Here is a 15,994-nt window from a genome sequence, read left to right as displayed (position 1 = left end):
CATATGAAGTCGGGCTGGATTATTGAGAATCATAGGGATATGCAAGACCTCGGCGTTAGTGAGAGTATTTTTAATGTGGCTAATGGTTATGTAGGTGTTCGAGGTAATTTTGAAGAAGGTTATGAAGGTGACGAGCCAACGGTTCGTGGAACATATATAAATGCATTTTATGATATTACACCGATGCTATATGGGGAGAGCGCGTATGGCTTTCCCGATACACAACAGAAGCTTGTGAATGTGATGGATGTACAGGATGTGACCATTCATATCGGGGAGGAGAAGTTCAGTCTTTTCACAGGAACGGTCGTTTCCCAGCGTCGTTATCTCGATATGCGCGAAGGTAAGTACGTACGGCTCGTGCACTGGATTTCACCACAAGGTAAAGAGGTCGAAATTTCATTCACACGCATGGCGTCATTGACAACACTCGAATTGTTCACGATAGATATTGAGGTAACTCGTATCAATTGTCAGGATGAAGTGACGATTACCTCTGGCGTGAATGGCGATGTGAGTAACTATACGAATGCGAAGGACCCTCGTGTTGCATCGGGTCATGCCAAGCTATTGGATATGAAGAATATCGAGGTGTTCGACGAGACCTCCTTACAAATCGTGCTTGAGACAAATACATCGAAGCTACAAGTGGCGGCAACAACAGTTCATCAGACAACGCCTGCGGTGAACAGTGAACTGATCAAGGGTGAGAAAAGTGTAATGGTGCGGTATGCGTTCCCAGCCGGTAAGGATATTGTTCAATTCACAAAATTCAACGTATTTACAGATACACGTCGACACGAAGATCCAGCTGCTCACGGACGTGAGTTGATGGCTTTGGTATTAACGCAAGGGATTCAAGCGGCTTACATGGCACAAGAAGTATATTTACAACATTTTTGGGAAATTGCAAATATCGAGATCCAAGGTGATGAGGTACTTGAGCAAGGTCTTCGATATAACGTATATCAGTTGCTGCAATCTGTCGGCAAAGATAAATACAGTAACATCGCAGCCAAAGGCTTAAGCGGTGAGGGCTACGAGGGACATTATTTCTGGGATACCGAAATCTATATCCTGCCGTTCTTCATCCTCTGTCAGCCAGAGCTGGCGAAGCAGTTGCTTCGTTACCGTTATACGATTCTAGGCGAAGCGAAGAAGCGTGCGCTAGAGCTAGGCCACAAGAAGGGGGCCGCTTACGCATGGCGTACCATTACAGGGGAAGAGTGCTCGGGGTACTTCCCAGCTGGTACGGCACAGTATCATATTAATGGTGATATTGCTTATACGTATATTCAATATTATCTCGCGACAGGCGATAAAGATTTCATTGCGGAATTCGGTGCGGAAGTCGTATTTGAAACTGCAAGAACTTGGATGGAGCTAGGTCATTATCATGAAGGTCTATTCAAGATTGATGATGTAACAGGTCCGGATGAGTATACGGCCATCGTAAACAATAACTATTACACGAATGTACTTGCAAAATATAATCTAGAGTGGGCTGCATCGTGGTATAAGCAGCTGGCAGAAACTCATCCTGTGGCATGGGAAGCTTTGTGTAGTCGCATTGGCTTAACAACAGATGAGATTACAGCATTTGAAGAAGCGGCTGCGAAGATGTATCTGCCTTTCGATGAGAAGTTGAACATTCATGCACAAGATGATTCTTTCTTAGCGAAGAAGGTGTGGGATTTCGAGAACACACCGGAAGAAAAACACCCACTGTTGCTTCACTATCACCCGCTACACATCTATCGTCATCAGGTGTTGAAACAGGCCGATACGGTGCTTGCGCATTTCTTGCTCGAGGATGGCATTTCAACCGATGTCTTGCGGAACTCCTACGATTATTACGAGAAGCTGACAACTCATGATTCGTCCTTATCCTGCGCGATCTATAGCATCATGGCTTCGAAGTTAGGTTACTCGGACAAGGCGTACGATTATTTCATTGAAACGGCACGAATGGATTTGGATAACACTCATGGCAACACGAAAGACGGATTGCATATGGCGAACATGGGTGGTACATGGATGTCGATCGTCTATGGCTTCTCGGGTGTAAGGATCAAGGATGATCATTTGGCATTGAACCCGACATTGCCGAAGCAATGGAAGGGATACACCTTCACGATGCGTTACCGTCAAGCGACGATTACCGTGGAAGTGAACCATATGAAGACGCAATTAATCGTGGATGCACAAGAGCTGATTCATATCAAAGTAATGGAGAAGAGCTTCAAGATTCCAATGGGCAAGACAATCATCACGGTATAATTTATATCCTTTCAATTGAAATCCGAAGCGGCATGAGAAATTCCCCATGTCGCTTTATGTTTTCTTATATTAAATTAATTTCAACCGCTAAATGAACAGCTGAACATCACTCTCCAAAGCATCTTTTAAATACGCCGCAGCATCGATAATCTCGACCTCTGGCAGCAGTTCTTCTGTTTTAAAGCCCATGATCTCGACAGAGAGCTTGCAGGCATAGAACTTGATGTTTTTTTTACGAGCTCCTTTAAGAAAATGAATCAGCTTCGGCGCGCCTTGCTCCTCCATCATCTCCTCTAGCATCATCCGGCCCAGCCCGCTGAAATTCAAATGGGAGAGTGGCAGCTGCCCAGGGCCTTTTGGCGTAATGACATCCATCAGCTTCTCATAAATACTTTTATCCTCTAGCGTCATCTTCTCCGGATCACGCACCAGAAACAAACCCCAGAAAGAGAAAAACATCGTAACCTCTACATCAATATCTCTCGCAGCATTCGCTAGGATCAATCCCGCCATGGCTTTGTCGTATTCTCCGCTGAACATCAGAAGATTTATTTTTTTACTCACCTGCATAGTCCTCCCGTTACTTATATTGAATTATAAGAAAGTATAAGTTTCACGGTATACGTTATCCTTATAATTCTCGCATAAACGCTTAAACGTCCTTAAGAGGACGCCGAAGGCGTTTTAGCCTGGAATGTCATTAGTATGGTTATGGAGGGGAGAAGTATGCGAAGGGACCTTCCGAATTCACAAAAAAAAGCCCCCTTACGGGAGCTTCATCACCTTTATTTTGTTACCTAGCTTCTACTAATGTACTTCAGAATCTTTGGATTCTGGATCTAAGGTGCTGCGGATGTCATGGTAACGGGCGGAAAGCCAAATGCTTCCGGTAAATAATACGATGAGTCCAAGAACGATAGAAAATCGCCAGTCGCCTGCTTTGAAGTTCAGCTGAAGTACCGTTAGTACAAGCGAAACCTGGGTCCAGACCAGTGTTCTTTTGCGAAAAGCCGCAATATCTCCAGACATCTTTGGGATATTCCGAATGATCCAATAGGCAATAACTGCGAGAATAAGCGCAAATATAGCGGTTACGGCTAATTCAGAAGAGGATAGGACATGCATGGTCTCAGGCATCCTTTCGGCTTGCAAAAGTTAGGATTCAAAAAAGGTGAATTACTATTTCTTGAAAATACCTAGCGGAGCTCCGATCGGTAAGAAAGTGCGTCCGAAATGAGCGTTTAGCACAGAAGCGCCACATCCGTATAAGGATACGATACCAATTCCAAGTTCGGCACAAGCAGCAAGCTTATGGAAGAATTCTGGAGCGATACCAAAGGAATCGAAGGTTAGTCCAATAAAAAGGAAATCTATCAATACAAAAATGATAAGCAAAACTCTATTAGCCTCAACCGCGCCAATGGTCATAAAGATTGTAAAGATCAAGTAACCCAGAAATACAAATCCGAGCTGCTTAGGATCTACAGCCTCTGCAAGCGTTGGGCCGAATACGCCGAGCTTGATCAGCCAGCTGCTAGCCATGCCGAACCAAAAGAAAGCGTAGGCGCCAAAGGCGGTCATACCAAAGGTGTTGTTGTGCTTAGCATCTTGAATTGCGGCGAATAGTTGAGCAAATGCTCCGAGGAAGATAGCCCAAGGAATGACGTAGCTAAGTCCTGTTGTAAACTCAAGCTTCTGTGAAGAAGCAACCAATGTGACAATAGCCAGTCCGAATAGCCCGATGGCGCTAGGGTCTGCGGTGACGATTTTGACAGATTGGGTGTTAGGGGATTGCGCTGACATGACAGTAAAAGCCTCCATTATTATATATAGTTGTACGCTCTTAAAAACAGCACTCAAGGAGCGCTGTTCATAGGCTTGCCTATCATATCATATTGGTATGTGCTTGCCTATAAAACAGCGCTCATTTTTTGTTGTAAAAGGGTGGCCTTATGTCCAATAAGAGGTTATTTACATTTTTAGCATCAACGAAGAAACCTTTTAGCCAAACAAACCGAGGTATTATGTCAAGATTAGACATTATATGCAGTGATAATCTTCACAATCTGTTGAAAATTGATGTATAATAGTCAGTGATAATTATTATCAAGTCATAATGAAAAGGCGGTAAGCTTGAAGTGAGCAAATGGACATTATTTACGAAGGCGACCCGGTTTTGGAGTTTTTCAGTTATGCTTATCCCGATTGTTTTAGGTACAGTTGGGGCATATGTATGGGAAAGGTCATTCCATCCGGTCTTATTTATTCTAACCTTAATAGGAGCGATTTCGGCGCATCTGTTTTCCAATATGGTGAATGATCTGTGGGATTATCGCAACGGAACAGATACAGAGGCGAAGAATTCCGCTGGTGAAATCAGCACAAACTCCGGGCTACTGACAGGTGGAATCCTCTCGGAGTCTTTTTATGCAAAGATGACCTGGAGTATGTTGGCGATTGCCCTTATCTGTGGTGGAATCCTAAGTATATATAGCGGTTGGAATATCCTCTGGTTTGTACTTGTAGGTGCTTTAATCGCTTATTTCTATGTAGCCCCACCCCTGCGGTATGGCTATCGCGGTAAGGGATATAGTGAGATGGCTATCTTTATAGCTTTTGGGATCATGCCTGTGTTAGGTTCCTTTTTCGTACAAACCGGTCATTTTAGCATGAAGCCTGTCATCCTTTCATTGCCGGTTGGATTCTTGACTACATTGCTATTGTTTAATCATCATTTCTTACATTGGAAAGCGGACGAGCAGGCTGGAAAACTTACGCTTGTTGTAGTGTGGGGTGAACAGAAGGCACTTGTCTTCTCGCGTGTGCTTCTCTTCACCGGTTATGCTTCTGTAGTGATCTGTGTGCTGATGGGCGTACTTCCAGTTTATGCACTATTGGCTTTGGTTACGGCCTTCTGGCCAATTCGTATTTATCGTGGACTGAAGCCACATAATGCTTCACCAGCCTATATCCCGCTCATGGGTGCTTCACAAAAAGCCTCCGTTCGTTGCGGAGTAGTGATGGCAGCAACCTTACTAATTCAAGGATTATTCTGAAAATATAAGAATATATAGGTTTCACGCTATACATTATCCTTATATTTCTCGCATAAACGCTTACCGTCCATTAGGGACGCTGAAGGCGTTTTTGCTTGTACTAATAATTACCATACAGAAGGAGTGAGCTTTCATGGAAAAGAAGGACAAGGAACTGTTGAAGGAAGAACAAAATGTTAAAGGCAATCAAATGGTGCTTGGAGATTTCCACTCCATTTTAGAAGAAGGAAAGGTCTGGAAGACAGGTGGATTTACACTGCCTGATGGATCCTTTTGGGCTTATCGTGAACCGGAAGCAGTAGTTATCGTTCGTAATGATACGCTGTATGTGCGTGCGAAATTATCTCGTGAGAACCATCAAGTACAAATTCTAGACAATGCTAAGCATATGTATTACTCCGCGGAGCCAGTGGTAATTCCTGAGACTGGAGAGATTAGCTTTGAGCTGCAAATTCGTAGCCGTACACAAGGAACAGCACCTGGAGATTTGTATGATGGTTATGTATCGCTGAACTTGCTTGATTTTACGACAGGTGCGGCGCTAGACTTTTTTGCGGGAAATGATAAATATGCTAGTGTATATGGTATTTTGCCGTTCCCGGGGGTACAAGTACCAGAGAGCAAAGGAACGAAATATTTCTGCATCTTTAAAGAAGATACGGATTTCAAACCACGTGAATTTAATACCTACCGCATAACGTACCACCGTGGCAATGATGAGGCTGTATTCTATTTGAATGGCAAAGAAGTGCGTCGTGAGAAAAATATTCCGATCAAATTCAACAACTTTACAGTCGCGCTTGGAATTATGACAGAGAAGGATCTGAGTCCTGAAGGCAGCGTGTCTGTGCATGGACAAACGGTTATTGCTGAATGGTCCCCAGTGAAGATTACAACGACTGAACAGTAATACCTTGCAGGCTCATTTGATAAATAAGGGTGTATGGTGTGAATATTAAAAGCTTTCTAAGATTTGTGGAGCTGCCGACAAAAGTAGCCAGTATGATCCCCTTTCTGATGGGAACGCTGTATGCCCTGTATCGGTTTGAGGATTTTTATGTGTTGCGTTTTGGTCTGATGTTCGTTTCCTTGCTTAGTTTTGATATGGCAACGACGGCGATTAACAACTATTACGATTTTAAAAAAGCTTCTAAAACCCACGGCTATGGCTATGAGACGCATAATGCGATTGTACATTTTAAGCTAAAAGAGAGCACCGTCGTGGCGACGATTGTTATTTTGCTGGCTCTGGCTGCAGGGGGCGGGATTGCGCTTGTTACGCAGACGGGTTTACTGGTCTTTTTGCTGGGTGGATTGTCGTTCTTGATAGGGATCCTTTATTCGTTCGGGCCGATCCCGATTTCGCGGATGCCGTTAGGTGAGTTGTTCTCGGGTTTGTTTATGGGCTTTGTCATTATTTTTATTTCTGCCTATATTCATACGGACGAGCATGTGGTATCGCTGTTGCTTCAGAACGGTTGGGTCAGCTTGAATGTAAATATTATGGAAGTGCTGTACCTGTTCTGGTTCTCTGTTCCTGCCATTCTGGGGATTGCAGGGATTATGCTCGCTAATAATATTTGTGATATTGATGAAGATGTGGAGAACCGCAGGTACACGCTTCCGGTCTACATTGGCCGACGTAATGCGCTTGTGCTGTTTAAATATCTATACTATGTCTCTTATCTGGATCTTGTAGTGCTGCTGATCTTGGGGATTAACCCTATTCTTGTCTTGGCGATTCTACTTACACTGATCCCATTGCACCGAAACATCGATTTGTTCAAACAGAAGCAGGAGAAGGCGAGTACCTTTATTCTTGCCGTCAAAAATTTCGTGTTGATGAATGCGGCCCGTATTGCTGTGCTTGGTGCGGCTGTGCTGTTAAACATGATAATGTAATTTTTCCACTGGATTAAAAAGCAGTATCTATCGGAGTCGAATCTCCTATGGGTGCTGCTTTTTTGCGCTCTGACTGTACTTTTCTATTAGTGATGAGTTTCATTCTATGATAAGGTGTCTTAAAGTATAGTAACTAATCCAAGGGAAGAGGTGTAGCCATTATGGTACAAAAACTTCGGTGGGGAATCATAGGCTGTGCGCAGATTGCGACAGGTTCAGTGATGCCAGCTATCATGAATTCAGATTCGGGAGTGATTACAGCGGTAGCGAGTCGTGGCTTGGAAAAAAGCAGCGCTGTAGCCGCAGAGTTCGGAATAGAGAAAGCATATGGCAGTTATGAAGAGTTACTTGCGGATAAAGAAATCGATGCTGTGTATGTTCCGCTCCCTAATCATCTTCATCGAGAATGGGTGATCCGTGCGGCAGAAGCAGGTAAGCATGTGTTATGTGAGAAACCGATCGCACTGAACAGTGCAGAGGCTGCAGAGATGGTGAAAGCATGCAACGATGCAGGCGTCCACTTAGCAGAAGCATACATGTATCGGCATCATCCACGGATTGCTGAACTCCAGGACATTATCGCTAGTGGTGAAATCGGAGAATTACGCTCGATTCGAGGTACATTTACTTACAATGATGCTACAGACACTTCAAATATTCGGTTTAAATCGGCTTGGGGTGGCGGCTCGCTTTATGATGTTGGCTGCTATCCGTTAAGTGCGGCACGACTGTTGTTTGGGACGGAGCCGGAAGCTGTGACCGTGCATGCGAAGTTCTCCCCTGAGCATGATAATGTAGATATGATGGCTTCAGGGCTGGTAGAGTTTCCAAATGGTTTAAGCTTGATCTTTGATTGCGGAATGTGGGCATATAACCGCCAGCTCTTAGAGATTCTTGGGACCGAGGGACGAATTGAGGTGCCTATGCCTTTCAACGCTAGAGACGAGGATGCGGAATTCTTTGTGTACACTGGTGATGAGGTGAGACGGGTCGATGCCACAGGGGCTAATCCATACATACGGCAGGTGGATGATTTTGCAGCCGCTGTGTTCACAGGTAAGAGACTCATTGCACCGGAGGATCCGGTGCTAAGTATGCGGCTGGTTGAAACCTGCCTTGCTTCAGCTAAACAACGGCAAAGAATTAGCATGGTGTAACAGCGAATCTAATATGGATCTACGTTAAAAAAACCTCCGGCTTGCTGCATAAGCAGCTGCCGGAGGTTTATTTGTTTGCATGTTCGGATTTTAAACTGTGCTCAAGAGAATATCATCTTCGTCATCATTGCTATTAAAGGCTTCGCGGTCAAATTCACCTTCTGAATTCGCGACCAACAACGCGGTTACAGCTGTTCCTGTTGCATTTACAGCAGTACGACCCATATCGATGAGCGCTTCTACACCTGCAACGATAGCGATTCCTTCAAGCGGCAGGCCAAGAGCGGTTAAGACTACTGTAGTGGAGATTACGGCTGGTCCAGGTACGCCAGCTACACCAATAGAAGAGATAATACTTACTAAGACCAGCGTAATGTAGTCAGTCCAGTTCAGATCAATACCGAATACTTGGGCGGTAAACACAGCCACAATCGCCGGCCAAATGCCACCGCACGCATTAAAGTTGACCGATGCTCCTAATGGCGCAATAAAGCTCGCGATCCGCGGGGAGACATGAAGGCGCTTCGTAATCACTTCAAGATTGACAGGAAGTGTTGCGTAGCTGCTTCTAGTCGTGAAGGCAACGGTAATGGTTGGATAGATTTTGCGGAAGAAACGGATTGGATTCACCTTCGCTACTAATAGAACCAACCCGCCAAAGATAAGAACAAAATGTATAATCATTGCGACATATGAGGTAATGATTACGCTGCCCAGCTCCTGCAACGTTTCCCAGCCATAACGTGCGGTAATTCCGGCAATCAGTGCGAAGACACCGTAAGGCGTCAAGCGAATAATGAATTTCACGACCTGATGCAGTATCAGTGTCAGGGATTCAATAAGATCACGTACAGGTTTCACGGCTTCCGGTTTCTTGGAGCCAATTTTGATTATAGCTACTGCTAGGAAGATAGCGAAGATGAGCAGAGGCACAACCTTACCCGTAGCTGCTTCATTCACAGGGTTAGATGGCACAAGATCCAGAATAACCTGTGAGAAGGTAGGGATTTCCCGGGCGGCGAAATCTGCAGGTACATCCTGTTGTATCCCTTGACCAGGATTGAACAGCAACGCAACCGATAGGCCGATAATAGAAGCGATACCCGTCGTTCCGAGGAACCAGGCGAAGGTTTTGATCCCTATTTTGCGCAGATACTCCAGGTTAGTTAATGAAGAAATACTGTTTAATACGAGTATGAATACTAAAGGAATGACGAGCATGCGAATCAAGCTGACATAAATGCTGCCGAATGTACTGATAGCTTTGGTCTCTAAATCGAAGTATTGAAAGAATATTCCGGCAATAAGTCCGATGCCAAGTCCGATGAGTACCCGAGTACCAAATCCAATCCTTTTACGTGCTAGTAGAAACAAAATTGCAAACACAAATATGGAAGCAACAAATCCATACCAGTTCGTTTCGATGGCGGATAACAAGTTGTTATCTATGTTCACTACTAATACCCCCTTAAACCTAGTTTTTTAATGTGATTAATCCTAATGAAATCAATCTATATAGAATTTATAGTAAAGTCAATGTCATTATATGTTAAAAATAATTAATTCCGATAAAAACCATGTGAAAAATAAAAATTGATTGACAAGGGACTATAGCATGAATAATATGGAACTTAATCACAAGCCACTTGGAATCGACTGGACAGCCGGAGATTCAACGAAAGACGCGTATTTTGCGTCTCGTTGAGTCTCTTTTTTTATTTTTAGAGAAGGGAGAGGTAATGGGGGTTAAGTATGAAAATGTAGTGAAGTGGCATGGATCTACTGGACAGCCAGAGATTCAACAGGTGCGTAATAACGTGCCGTGTTGGGTCTTATTTTATTTGAAAAGGATGGTACAAATTATGAAAAAGCTTACGATATCTTTGGTTGCTGCAACTGTCGTCTTCTCCGCACTGACGTATGCCGCAGTATCCGCTAATAAAAAGACAGTAGAGGCAGCATCCATTGAAGCAAGCAGTAATACAGCAGTATCCGTTTCTGCAGCCGCTGCACCTGTAGCTACTTCTGCAGCCGCAGTCGTTGTTCAAGCAGAAGCTACCTCAGCTCCTGTTGCAGTAACGGTTCAGCCGGAATCTTCGGCTCCAGCAGTGGAGACTGTCTCGGCAGAAGCGACTGCTGCCCCAGATGCCTCAGTTGATTCAACGACGAAGGCCGTTGCCTCAGCCGCTCCAGCAGTGGGTGAAGCTCAGCCTAAGGCGACTGCAGCTCCAACTGCGGATACCGCTAAAGCAGCAACAACTGCAACCACAGTAGCTGCGACTGTCAAAACACAAACTCAAACAGCTACACCGGCTCCAACCGCTGCACCTACGACGGCTCCAAAAGCAATCGTAACCGCCAAAGCAGCTCAACCGGCGTCTGCTCCTGTCGTATCAGCTCAGCCTAAGGCAACTGCGGCGCCTGTTGTAACGGCAACGGAAGCACCTTCCAAATCGAAATCCATTACCTTCTCTACAACTGAGGTGGTTAAAGCGACAGCAGCTCCGGTAGTTGAGTCTGCCCAACCGAAGACATCGTCTTCTGCACCTGCATCATCCACGGTCAGCGCACCAGCAGCTGCTCCAGCGGAACCGGCTCAAGCACCTGCACCCGCACCAGCCGCTGAGGAAGAGGTTTGTCCTTGATGAGCAGCAGGCTCATTCAGGATTCCTTTCAGCCCATCCATCACATAAACCTATTTAAGGCGAGGTGCACATAATGATACGACCATTAACCTTCAAAAAAATTCTAACGCTGCTGCTGGCAGCCTCCCTGCTAATTCTGCCTACTCAGGCAGGAAGAGCTTATGCTAATCCGGATAACGCAGAGGCGATAACCTCTTCCCAAGGCGGCGTTAGCCACTTTGATTATTTCAGTCATGTATATGACCGTCTGAATGATCCTAACCATGTATTTAAAACGGCAACCTATGAGGATATCGTTCATCTTTTTGAGAGTGAAGGCACTTACGCTGTCCTGGTGGGCGGCGCTTGGAGCGACAATACACAGGCCGACATCGGCTTTATCAATGAGGTAGCCAAGGAATATGGCATCTCTACGATTTATAACTTTGATACTAAGCTGGATGGGGATACCCTTCAGATTGCAGACAGCAATAATAAATTTGCTTACAAATACGTTGATCTAGTAAATAAATATTTGAAGAATTTAAATCTATCCTCAAAGGATGTTCCAGAACGCAATGTCAGCTACACCGATAAAAACGGGGATATCGTAACTGCTAATAAGATCGAATCTCCATTCCTGTTGGTCTACAACAAGGATCACAAGGATGCACAAGGAAATAGTGCTCCTGTTGTATCCTATCTGGATAAGAGCTATTCGTGGAATGAGTTCCTGACGAACGGAACACTTGATGCTGCGAAGGTTAATGCGTATAAAGCATCAGTAAGAGAGGTACTTAGTGCCGCTTCTGGGTATAGCACGATCGATGAGTCCGCTTATATCAAGGCGGCATTTAACAAGAACTACGAAGGAGAAAACGAGGGCAAACCTACGATCTTCAACGAATCGGACGGTACGCTCGTGTATGAGCATGTGACCTACCATCAGCTGAAGCAAATTTTGGCGAGTGATGGTAACTATGCGATTTTATTAGGCGGCTCATGGTGCCCTAACACGCAAGCGGTTATCAAATATATAAACGAGTATGCCAAAAAACATAATATCGATAAGATCTACTTTTTCGATACGAAGCTCGACTCTGGAGTGACGGTTGCTGAACCGAGCAATAACAGCGGCACTAAGGGCAATGCTAATCCGCATAATAATAATGAGCTTCAGATTAGAACAACCAATCATCCATATGCGAATTTGTATGTTGATTTGGTTCGTACTAATCTGACTAATATCAAGACCGAAAACAATACAGCAGCCAAACCATCTGTGATTAGTTATGTGGATGGGCTTGGAAACACCGTGATTGGAGACAGACTTCAAGTTCCGTATCTGTTCACGTACAACAAGGACAACAAAGATGCAGGTGGTTCTAACGCACCTATTCTGGGGCATATTGAGCTTATGTACAGCTGGACGAACATCCAACCGGATTACGTGCAGGCGAATTACCCAGTCGGAGCGAGATACACTAACACTACAACAGCTCTAGATAAGCTATTCTCTAAACTGGAAGCTGTGCCGAATGGACTTACGGGTGTAGCACCAACCGCAGCAGACAGTAAGGATGGGCAAATCTTGGGCACAAGTTCAGCCTTGGAATATAAGCTAGCTGGAGATACGGCATATACGCCAATATCAGGATCAGCGATTACAGGGCTTGCGCCTGGTATTTATAAGGTAAGATATGCGGCTACATCAGGATATCAAGGTCCAACGAACGCAGTGGGACCAACGATCATTTCTTATAATGCTGGCGAAGACGTAAGTGTGGAGGTGCCTGCTTATATCCATCAACAAGCAGCTCCGACAGGTCTATTAGGCGTAGCTCCTACTTCTGAAGCTAATGACGATGGGCAAATTACGGGCTCAGCTGAAGGGCAGGAGTATAAGGGTGTTGGAGAAGCTGACTATAAGCCTGTAACGGGCGTAGCCATCACAGCTCTTACTCCAGGTTTTTATAATGTACGATATGCGGCAAAAGAGGGATACAGCGTAGGTAAAGATGCTACTGTTGAAGTTCCGGCTTATGGTGAGCAAGCAGCTCCTGTAGGATTAGTGGGCGTAGCGCCGACTACTGTAGCCAATAATGATGGTAAAATCACAGGGACTACGAAAGCTTTGGAATATAAGCTGTCAACGGTTACTGATTATGTTTATGCAACAGATGTAGAGATCGTTGGATTGGTACCGGGGACGTATCAGGTAAGATACGCAGCCAAAGAGGGGTTTAATGCGGGTAGAGCAGCAGAAGTGATCGTTCCAGTATTCACTTCAGAGCAAGCAGCGCCATCCGGGTTGCAGGGTGTAGCACCTACCTCTACAGCGAACAATGATGGGAAAATTACGGGCACCACGACAGCCTTAGAATATAAGCTGTCCAGTGTAACTAATTATGTGTATGCACCAGATAAAGAGATTACAGGCCTAATACCGGGTACGTATCAAGTACGATACGCAGCGAAAGAGGGGTATAAGGCGAGTCCAGTAACTAATATTGTTGTCCCTGCGTATGTGTCTATTTCAGACCCAGGAACAAGTGGACCTGGCGGCAGCAATCCTGCGCCGAGCACGACCACACCAACACCAACAGCAAGCCCTCAACTGGTTGCTACAACAACAACCGGTAACACTGTGAATTTATCATCAACAGCAGCAACCAAAACGGATAAAACCACAGGAGTAACCACAGCAACAATCACGAAGGAAGCGGCTACCGAGCTTGTGAATCTTGCTAAAAAGGCAGAAGCGGATGGGAAGAAAGCCGTACTTGAAATTAAAGTAGCAGCTACTTCTGAAACCCAAACAGCCGAGCTTACGCTACCGAGAAGCATAATTAACGAGTTGGTCTCTGGTACAAAGGCCGAGATTACCATTCATTATGAGAATGTAGGTACGATTACGCTTGATGCCAAATCTTTGGCAAGTATCAGCTCAGCCTCGGATGCAGGGGATATTGTCATAACCATTGCTAAGGTTTCGTTAACGGCAGAAGGTAAGGCCGTTCTCGGGGACAGACCGGTTTATGATTTGTCGGTAAAAGCAGGTCAGAGTACCATTTCCACCTTTGGTGGGGGCATTATCCATATCAGTGTGCCGTATACACTGCAAGCAGGAGAACAGAAAGATGCGGTCATCGTATACCATATCAATACCAACGGAAGCTTGGAGAATGTACGCGGGAATTATAACGCTGCCAAGGGAACCGTAGATTTTGTTACCACACATTTCTCCCAATATATTATTGGATATAACAAGGTAAGCTTTGCGGATGTTTCAGAAACTTCGTGGTATAGCAGTGCAGTAGGTTATCTTGCGGCACGCAGTATCACATCCGGTACGGATGCAGAGCATTACAGTCCGAATGCTGCAATAACTAGAGGGCAATTCATAGTCTTGCTCTTGAATGCTTATGGCATCACACCCGACGCTACCGCAACTGATAATTTTGCGGATGCGGGCAATACGTATTACACGAACTATCTCGCGACTGCTAAGCGCCTTGGGGTAGCCACAGGTTCTGGAGATAATCAATTCCAGCCAGAGGTTCAGATCACTAGACAGGAGCTATTTACACTCTTGTATCGCTCACTTGTAGCGCTAGGTGAACTGCCATCCGAGAAGAAGGCTGTAGCTCTTTCTGATTTTGGTGATGCAGGGGAAATTGCTGGCTATGCACAGGAAGCCCTTCAGGCGCTGGTGGAAAGAGGTGTAGTAACCGGAGCGAATAGCAAGCTGAGTCCTAAAGAAGTTACTACAAGAGCGCAAGCGGCACAGGTCATTTATAATTTATTATCGAAATGATTGGCGGTAGCTGAATATAACAGTAGAACCCCCCTGCTTTTTTACAGGGGGGTTCTACTGTTAAAACTTAATGCAGATTTTTCCGAAGTGTGTACCCTTAGCCAAGTATTGCAATGCTTCAACAGATTGTTCAAATGGAAATACAGCGTCAATGATAGGGCGAAGTCCATTTTGTTCAACCGCACGGTTCATCGTCTCAAACATTTCACGGCTTCCGACATTGATGGCTTGAAGGCGTGCTTTTCTCAGAATTGCAGGGATGATTTCAAAGCCCTCGACTTGGAAGCCCGACAGACCGCCTACCAGGCTGATCCTTCCACCCACCCGCAGCGCCCCGATTGACTTATTTAATGTGGATGATCCACCGAGATCAACAATATGGTCTGCCCCGCGTCCCCCTGTCAGCTCAAGAACAGCCTTATCCCATTCAGGGGTCTTTAAATAATTGATACCAAAATCCGCTCCCAATCCCTTTGCACGCTTAAGCTTCTCATCGCTGCTTGATGTGATGATCACCTGTGCACCGTGAAGCTTGGCAAATTGAAGCGCGAATAGTGAAACTCCACCCGTTCCTTGTATCACTACAGTCTCTCCAGCCTTCACCTTTCCTTCTTCAACAATAGCATGCCAGGCTGTAACACCAGCACAAGGAAGTGTTGCCGCTTCTTCATCAGTTAATAGATCTGGAACACGAACCAATCCCTCCTCGGGAAGCACAACATATTCTGCAAGCAACCCATCAAGCGGACTTCCAAGTGAGCTCACCCAATTTTCTTGTGTAGGTTCTCCCGAAATCCAGCTTTGAGTAAAAATACCGCTTACCCGGTCACCAATCTTGAATCTGGACGTATGCTCACCTAAAGCGACAACTTCACCAACACCGTCCGATACCGGAATTAAAGGAGAGTTCAAAATTGGGTTATAAAAACCATCAATGACACCTAAATCTCTAGCGTTAAGGGAAACTGCCCGCATTTTTATACGAACTTCACCAGAACCAGGATTAGGAATTGGACGTTCGGCTACCTTCAGTTGATCGAGCCCAAATTCACTTTGAATTTCGTATACTTTCATGTGCAATCTCTCCTTCTTGAAGTGCATAGACATACAATAACCCATAAATTACACTTAAGTAAGGAGGCACTTTATAGTGTCCAG

At 45.1% G+C, this 15,994-nt stretch carries 12 protein-coding genes; 7 read left to right on the top strand and 5 right to left on the bottom strand.

The window, feature by feature from the left end; genetic code table 11:
- The first annotated feature begins 3 nt into the window (after positions 1-3).
- Entirely contained in the window at positions 4-2,280 is a 2,277-nt protein-coding gene (locus MHI27_RS29260; RefSeq protein ID WP_405175224.1) for a glycoside hydrolase family 65 protein, read from the top strand.
- Positions 2,281-2,367: 87 nt separating this feature from the next.
- On the opposite strand, the gene MHI27_RS29255 is transcribed toward MHI27_RS29260, so the two are convergent.
- The 3 genes from MHI27_RS29255 to MHI27_RS29245 form a co-directional block, all read right to left on the bottom strand.
- Positions 2,368-2,844: a DsrE/DsrF/DrsH-like family protein gene (locus MHI27_RS29255; protein ID WP_042131456.1), complete on the bottom strand. Its 477-nt coding sequence runs from the start codon at positions 2,842-2,844 to the stop codon at positions 2,368-2,370.
- A 243-nt stretch (positions 2,845-3,087) separates the two neighbouring features.
- Positions 3,088-3,405, bottom strand: a complete 318-nt coding sequence (locus MHI27_RS29250) for a hypothetical protein (RefSeq protein ID WP_042192626.1) — start codon at positions 3,403-3,405, stop codon at positions 3,088-3,090.
- A 54-nt stretch (positions 3,406-3,459) separates the two neighbouring features.
- Positions 3,460-4,083, bottom strand: coding sequence for an acetate uptake transporter (locus MHI27_RS29245; protein ID WP_042192624.1), 624 nt, complete (start codon positions 4,081-4,083; stop codon positions 3,460-3,462).
- Between the two features lie 335 nt (positions 4,084-4,418).
- Here MHI27_RS29245 and MHI27_RS29240 point away from each other — a divergent pair, with 335 nt between their 5' ends.
- From MHI27_RS29240 to MHI27_RS29225, 4 genes are all read left to right on the top strand, one after another.
- Positions 4,419-5,336, top strand: a complete 918-nt coding sequence (locus MHI27_RS29240; RefSeq protein ID WP_231573357.1) for a prenyltransferase — start codon at positions 4,419-4,421, stop codon at positions 5,334-5,336.
- Positions 5,337-5,469: 133 nt separating this feature from the next.
- Positions 5,470-6,246, top strand: a complete 777-nt coding sequence (locus MHI27_RS29235; protein WP_405175223.1) for a DUF6081 family protein — start codon at positions 5,470-5,472, stop codon at positions 6,244-6,246.
- Positions 6,247-6,284: 38 nt separating this feature from the next.
- Complete coding sequence (gene menA / locus MHI27_RS29230; protein WP_405175222.1) at positions 6,285-7,238, top strand: 1,4-dihydroxy-2-naphthoate polyprenyltransferase; 954 nt, start codon at positions 6,285-6,287, stop codon at positions 7,236-7,238.
- Positions 7,239-7,399: 161 nt separating this feature from the next.
- The gene (locus MHI27_RS29225; protein WP_042192615.1) at positions 7,400-8,395 is read left to right on the top strand and encodes a Gfo/Idh/MocA family protein; all 996 of its coding nucleotides are present in this window, start codon (positions 7,400-7,402) and stop codon (positions 8,393-8,395) included.
- Between the two features lie 90 nt (positions 8,396-8,485).
- Here the strand turns inward: MHI27_RS29225 and MHI27_RS29220 are convergent, their stop codons facing one another.
- On the bottom strand, positions 8,486-9,844 hold the full coding sequence (locus tag MHI27_RS29220) for a dicarboxylate/amino acid:cation symporter (protein WP_042194660.1): 1,359 nt from the start codon (positions 9,842-9,844) through the stop codon (positions 8,486-8,488).
- 290 nt (positions 9,845-10,134) lie between these two features.
- Between MHI27_RS29220 and MHI27_RS29215 the strand changes: the two genes are divergently transcribed.
- A complete protein-coding gene (locus tag MHI27_RS29215) occupies positions 10,135-11,040 on the top strand; it encodes a hypothetical protein (RefSeq protein ID WP_405175221.1) in 906 nt (301 codons plus the stop codon).
- Positions 11,041-11,113: 73 nt separating this feature from the next.
- Positions 11,114-14,836 carry an S-layer homology domain-containing protein gene (locus MHI27_RS29210; RefSeq protein WP_405175220.1) on the top strand — a complete coding sequence of 1,241 codons (3,723 nt, stop codon included), beginning with the start codon at positions 11,114-11,116 and terminating at the stop codon, positions 14,834-14,836.
- Positions 14,837-14,896: 60 nt separating this feature from the next.
- Here the strand turns inward: MHI27_RS29210 and MHI27_RS29205 are convergent, their stop codons facing one another.
- Positions 14,897-15,910 (bottom strand): NAD(P)-dependent alcohol dehydrogenase, encoded by a 1,014-nt coding sequence (locus MHI27_RS29205; RefSeq protein WP_405175219.1) that lies wholly within the window; start codon positions 15,908-15,910, stop codon positions 14,897-14,899.
- Between the last annotated feature and the right edge of the window lie 84 nt (positions 15,911-15,994).

Source organism: Paenibacillus sp. FSL H8-0261 (assembly GCF_045040645.1).
GTDB lineage: Bacteria > Bacillota > Bacilli > Paenibacillales > Paenibacillaceae > Paenibacillus_AQ.
The sequence above is the reverse complement of the archived record's forward strand: the minus strand, read 5'-3'. Positions and strand labels throughout refer to the sequence as shown.

Bases quoted from the DNA above. Each gene is read 5' to 3' on its own strand.
- MHI27_RS29260 (WP_405175224.1), top strand. From the start codon at position 4: ATGAAGTCGGGCTGGATTATTGAGAATCATAGGGATATGCAAGACCTC.
- MHI27_RS29215 (WP_405175221.1), top strand. From the start codon at position 10,135: ATGGGGGTTAAGTATGAAAATGTAGTGAAGTGGCATGGATCTACTGGA.
- MHI27_RS29205 (WP_405175219.1), bottom strand. From the start codon at position 15,910: ATGAAAGTATACGAAATTCAAAGTGAATTTGGGCTCGATCAACTGAAG.
- MHI27_RS29250 (WP_042192626.1), bottom strand. From the start codon at position 3,405: ATGCATGTCCTATCCTCTTCTGAATTAGCCGTAACCGCTATATTTGCG.
- MHI27_RS29235 (WP_405175223.1), top strand. From the start codon at position 5,470: ATGGAAAAGAAGGACAAGGAACTGTTGAAGGAAGAACAAAATGTTAAA.
- MHI27_RS29225 (WP_042192615.1), top strand. From the start codon at position 7,400: ATGGTACAAAAACTTCGGTGGGGAATCATAGGCTGTGCGCAGATTGCG.
- MHI27_RS29245 (WP_042192624.1), bottom strand. From the start codon at position 4,083: ATGTCAGCGCAATCCCCTAACACCCAATCTGTCAAAATCGTCACCGCA.
- MHI27_RS29210 (WP_405175220.1), top strand. From the start codon at position 11,114: ATGATACGACCATTAACCTTCAAAAAAATTCTAACGCTGCTGCTGGCA.